At 34.0% G+C, this 5,107-nt stretch carries 5 protein-coding genes; all 5 read left to right on the forward strand.

Annotation, left to right across the window (positions count from 1 at the left end):
• Positions 1–36: 36 nt before the first annotated feature.
• The 5 genes from B151_RS19125 (at position 37) to B151_RS0117185 (ending at position 4,813) form a co-directional block, all read left to right on the forward strand.
• Positions 37–462, forward strand: a complete 426-nt coding sequence (locus tag B151_RS19125; RefSeq protein WP_020402242.1) for a hypothetical protein — start codon at positions 37–39, stop codon at positions 460–462.
• Between the two features lie 167 nt (positions 463–629).
• On the forward strand, positions 630–1,391 hold the full coding sequence (locus B151_RS0117170; protein ID WP_020404873.1) for a hypothetical protein: 762 nt from the start codon (positions 630–632) through the stop codon (positions 1,389–1,391).
• 48 nt (positions 1,392–1,439) lie between these two features.
• Positions 1,440–2,705, forward strand: coding sequence for a Shedu immune nuclease family protein (locus tag B151_RS19795; RefSeq protein WP_020404874.1), 1,266 nt, complete (start codon positions 1,440–1,442; stop codon positions 2,703–2,705).
• Positions 2,706–2,776: 71 nt separating this feature from the next.
• A complete protein-coding gene (locus B151_RS0117180) occupies positions 2,777–4,021 on the forward strand; it encodes a 6-bladed beta-propeller (protein ID WP_157471120.1) in 1,245 nt (414 codons plus the stop codon).
• A 99-nt stretch (positions 4,022–4,120) separates the two neighbouring features.
• Positions 4,121–4,813 (forward strand): hypothetical protein, encoded by a 693-nt coding sequence (locus B151_RS0117185; RefSeq protein WP_020404876.1) that lies wholly within the window; start codon positions 4,121–4,123, stop codon positions 4,811–4,813.
• Positions 4,814–5,107: the final 294 nt, after the last annotated feature.

Below are 5,107 nucleotides of genomic sequence, written 5' to 3' on the forward strand. Positions count from 1 at the left end.
CGTTAGGTAACCTTTTAAGCTAAACTAATACAATTCATGAAAAAGGCTCTTCTTCCATTACTTGCGTTATTCTTTACAACTGCTGTTTTTGCTCAAGACTCTACTTCGATTACAAAGTCAGATGATTATGAATTGACTAAACTATTGAATGAATTAGTTGTACTTGAGAATTACAAAACTGACGATTTAAGCATTCGGATTTTTAAAGTAGGCAATGCATCAGGAAGTGCTGGATTTGCCAGTGGTGAAATCTCTCATTTATTGTATATAACAACTTCAGAATTTGATGAAGCTCCTGAGCAACATCTTTTCACAGTTGGGCCTTTTCTAAATCCTGAAATTGACACAATTTCTGAAACTAATTCAGGTGTGCAATTAAAAGTATTTTCTGGTAAATATGATGAAAGGTTTATAAAAACTTATATGGTTTCTCTTAGAAATATAGAAGAGCAAAAACCTTAGCGGGAAGGTTACCTAACAAGCGCATCAACTGGGACGCGGACGTGCCGTTGGTTTCCAAAGTTGCTTGTTTAAAAATATTCACCGTTTATTAACTCATAATCTCCGCGCCCGTTATGCGCTGGGTCGTTATAGAGCCTTTAAACTGTGGAATTTTATGTGATGGTTAAATGAGTAAGAAATCTCTTAATAAAAAAATATATCGCCTCCATTTAGATATAATCAAAGAGTTAAATAACTCCCATATTTTTATTCAAAAAACTAGGGAAATTCTAAATAATGAAATTCATCAATTGAAAAATGGAAGTGACAATGTTGATAGAACGTATACTGTGCCCTCTAGAAAAGGGAAGTTATTTACAAAAGAAGCGTTCAGAACAGATATTGAGTTGAAGCAAATACTCATTACAATCACAGAACGTGATTTGTTTGAGAATTTCATAGTAACTAATGTTTCAAAGTTCGAAAATTATTTATTAAAAACATTGTCAGAAGTAATCCTCGAATTTCCTGAAAAGCTTAAAATAAATACCCCTGGCCTTAAAGCTTACAAATCTGTACCAATAGATCTTGTGACTGGATCAAAATCAGTAAATGAAATATTTCAAAAAGCTGTGGCAGATAGAATAAACCATATATCATATGCAACACCTCAGAAGTATTTTGATTTTTTTGAAGAAGTCACAGGCTGCCCAACTAACGACCAAGAATTTTCCGATTTTTTAGAGATCAAAGCTACTCGTGATTTATTAGTACATAATGATAAAGTCATCAATAAAATATATTTGGAAAAGGCAGGTAAAAATAAACGAGGAAAGATAAATCAGAAGATACCGATTGATAGTGAGTATTTTGACTTCACAATTGCGACTATGAAACGTGTCTCAGGTATAATTAGAAGGGAAATGAATAAAATATTTGGAGACATTTAAGTTTGAATTTATTTAAACCAACCAATAGATAACAAAAACCTAAGTTTTATGGCAAAAGAAATAAGGGGTGAAAAATTAGAAGAAGATCTTGTCACAAAGAAAAAATATTACTATTACGATACCGAAAATGGTATCCATAAACGCTTATCAAGAGAAGTCTACAAAAAGAAAGATGAGATACATCATTATCCTAGGGGATTTGATGGTAATGATAAATATGATAGCATTAAAAAAATCATTTATAAGGGGTTTGATAATAAGCTTCCCGTAGGTGTGATAAAATCGGTTAACTATGGATATGGATTTACTAGAACTTTGAGTTCTTTTGCCTACTATATCGATAATGAATTCAACATTGAAGAAGTTGTAATAAGCAAAAAAGGTCAAGTTTCAATAAATGAAAATGAGAAAAGGCTTTATTTAACTGAGGATAGTCTTAGAAAGCTACAAGACTCGTTTAGTGTTATTTATAAAAAAAATAAAGCTGAAGTTGAAGTAGTTCTTGAAAATGTGTTGTACGAATTGTTTCCAAATGAAATTGATGAACCAGACCCTTCTTATATCCCAGACTCAATTTCAACTTCCCTTTCTAGTTGGGGTAATTCAATCGATGAATTTTCAGAAGATGATAAATCTGCCATTCTTGATTTGTTTGAAAAGTTATCTCTTACATCAGATTTTCTTACAAATGAATCTCTTCATAAAGCGAAGGCAATCGTAGATTCAAAATATATTCAGGAAGTTCTCAAAGAATATGGAGAACTAATGAGTCTAACAACTGATGGTGAATCATTAGAAAAAAAATGGCAGGATTTTCTTAAAGAAAATAGTTGGATATTTTCTTCTATTTTTGCTCAGCCAGTCATTCTCTACAAAGATGAAGCATATGTTGGTGGCAAAAACATTGACAATAGGAATGGAAAGTTTAATGACTTTCTTATCAAAAATAATCTGAGCAACAATACTTCATTTTTAGAAATAAAGACACATAAAACTAGAATCATTGAAAACACAGCCTATCGTGGACAAGATGTCTTCAGCACTTCTAAAGATTTAACAGGTTGTATAAATCAGGTCCTAAATCAAAGGGACAATTTCCAAAAAGAGTTTTATCAAATTAAGGTAAAATCAAAAGAAAATTTTGAGTCTTTTAATTCTAATTGTGTTGTCTTAATAGGTAGCTTGGGAGACTTGACCGATGAGCAATTATATTCTTTTGAATTGTTTAGAAGCAATAGCCGAGATGTAGAGATATTAACTTTTGATGAACTAGAGTCTAAAATAAAGAGTCTTCAAGATATCATAAACAAATAGGGCTCTATAACAAGCAAATTAAGCGGACGCGGACGGGGCTTGGCTGTCAATTTTCCAAAATATTTATATTCTTGTCTTTTACTAAGTCCGAATTTCCGCGCCGCTTATTTGCTGCACCGTTATGCCCAATTAAATCTTTTGAGTTGCAAATAATGAATTCCTATTTATCAACTACCTTTGGTTTTTTCTTATCCATATTTCTTATTCCGGCATGTTCATCCACAGACAGAGAGTTACCAGACGAAGTAAAAAAACTGGATAACCTTACTATACACGAAATAAATTCAACCCCTATCTCCTCTATCACTTTAACGAAGGCTGTCACTTTTGAGAATTCTTCAGAAGTTATATTCGGTCAATTAAATGAGATCGATGTTGACAATTCGGGAACGGTTTATGTTGTGGAAGGATCTGATGGGAACGAAGGGATTTACGTGTTTGATGCAGAGGGTGCCTTCATTAATAAAATAGGAAGAACAGGAAGAGGTCCGGGAGAATTTCAGGCCCTCTTTGATATAGATGTTTTTGGGGATCAGATCTTCACATTAGATGGTACATTATTAAGAATTCAGGTTTTTTCTTCAGAGACTTATAATTCAATACATGAAGCAAATTTAGACCCCGGTCAATGGGATTTTTCTAGTGAGCGAACCATGACTTTTCCCAACAAATTCCATGTGTTAAATGACAGTACCATTCTGGGAATCTTCAATCACTATACTTTCGATATGGATACATGGTCTTACTACCATTTGGACATGAATGGAAATGTGACGTCCGAAAGATTGTTAACTCACGATTATATTAAGCACCTGAAAACGGGAGATGGATCCCAATCTTTCTTTGATCCTTTTGGCGGGCGGGGGCTAATGGCATTATCTACTGATAATCAGATTTTCACAGCTTGGTCGAAAGACCTATTGTTTAAAGTTTATGATTCTGATGGAACTTATTTACGGGCATTTTATCATCCTTTTGACAACAGCAATCTAAGCCGTGATGAGGCACTCAATTTTTATGATAATGAACCATTCAAAAATGCTTTACGGAATGAAGGCATCCCGGATAAGTGGCGTGCATTTGACCATTTAATCATCGATAATAACAATAACCTGTGGATATCAACTATTACCGATGATCGTGAAATATATGAGTGGTGGATAATGGATACTTATGGCAATCTTCAGGCGAAATTTAAATGGCCTCGAGGAAAAGAAATCCATGAGATAAAAAATGGTTTTGCCTATGTTCTCGAAACTGAAGAAGACACAGGATTGCAAGAGGTGATAAAGTATCGCATTCAATGGAGTGATTGATTTATAATCGTTTTAAATCATCAAAATTGGGCATAACAACCGCATTAACGGCGGACGCAGACGTGGCTTTGATTAAATTTCTTGCCAATAAGTGTTCAAATGAGTAGCCTTTTAAAAAATCATAATCCCTGCGCCGGTTATGCGGTAGGTCGTTATACTGCTAAACAACCTAATGTATCAATTATGAAAATTGGTAGCCTTCTTATGATCATATTGATAATTGGTTGTACAAATTCCAAGCAAAGTGTTATCACTCAGCCTCGAGATTTTACAGTTACCGAAAGAAATCAGATTCAGAAAATTTTAGTAACGGTTTTAGATTCCGTTTCTAACCAAAAAACTGAATTACCTCAATCTTTTTATCCTGAAATTAAAGAAGCAAATCCGGAGTATTTTTGGGAAAGTTTGATCAATCCTGAATATCCCACAACACCAGATAGTGTTTTTCAATTAGCTCTCCAAGAGGTCGAAAATGATTTTGAATCGGGTAACTATATTTTCAAAACATATGGATTAGGAACCATTCTCACATTAGAAGATGGTTCACAATGGAATCCAAAGGAAGTTTATGCCAATATTCTACTCGAAAAATATGGTGTGGTTTTAGAAACGATAGCTGGCGATATGGTCAATAGTCAATTAGTGCTTTATTCTAAGACATATAATGAAGTATCAAAAAACGTGATGAACCATTACTATCAAACAAATATTTCTGAAGAAGCTTGGGATCTGATTCCAGTTCATATTGAAAAAGATGGAAAACATCATCCAGAATGGAAAGTTAAGCCTTAGAAGTTCGCAGTATAACACCATTAAAAAGGACTTTGTCAAGTAGATAGTTTTTTCCCATATGCTGTAGTGCATTTATTTAAAAACAACAGGTTATTATTCATTGTTGGTACTTTAACCGGGCAATCAAACCGACTTCTTTCAATCTCATCGATGGTCGGCGGGAATAAACCGGCCATCCAACACCATTACGGGCTTATCTATTGTATTTCACAATAGCTGTAACCGATTAAGGTTACCATCCCTGATCTTACATCGATTACCCATTCGGAGTCCCAATCAAATTGCGTCGGGCTG

Source organism: Gracilimonas tropica DSM 19535 (genome assembly GCF_000375425.1).
GTDB lineage: Bacteria > Bacteroidota > Rhodothermia > Balneolales > Balneolaceae > Gracilimonas > Gracilimonas tropica.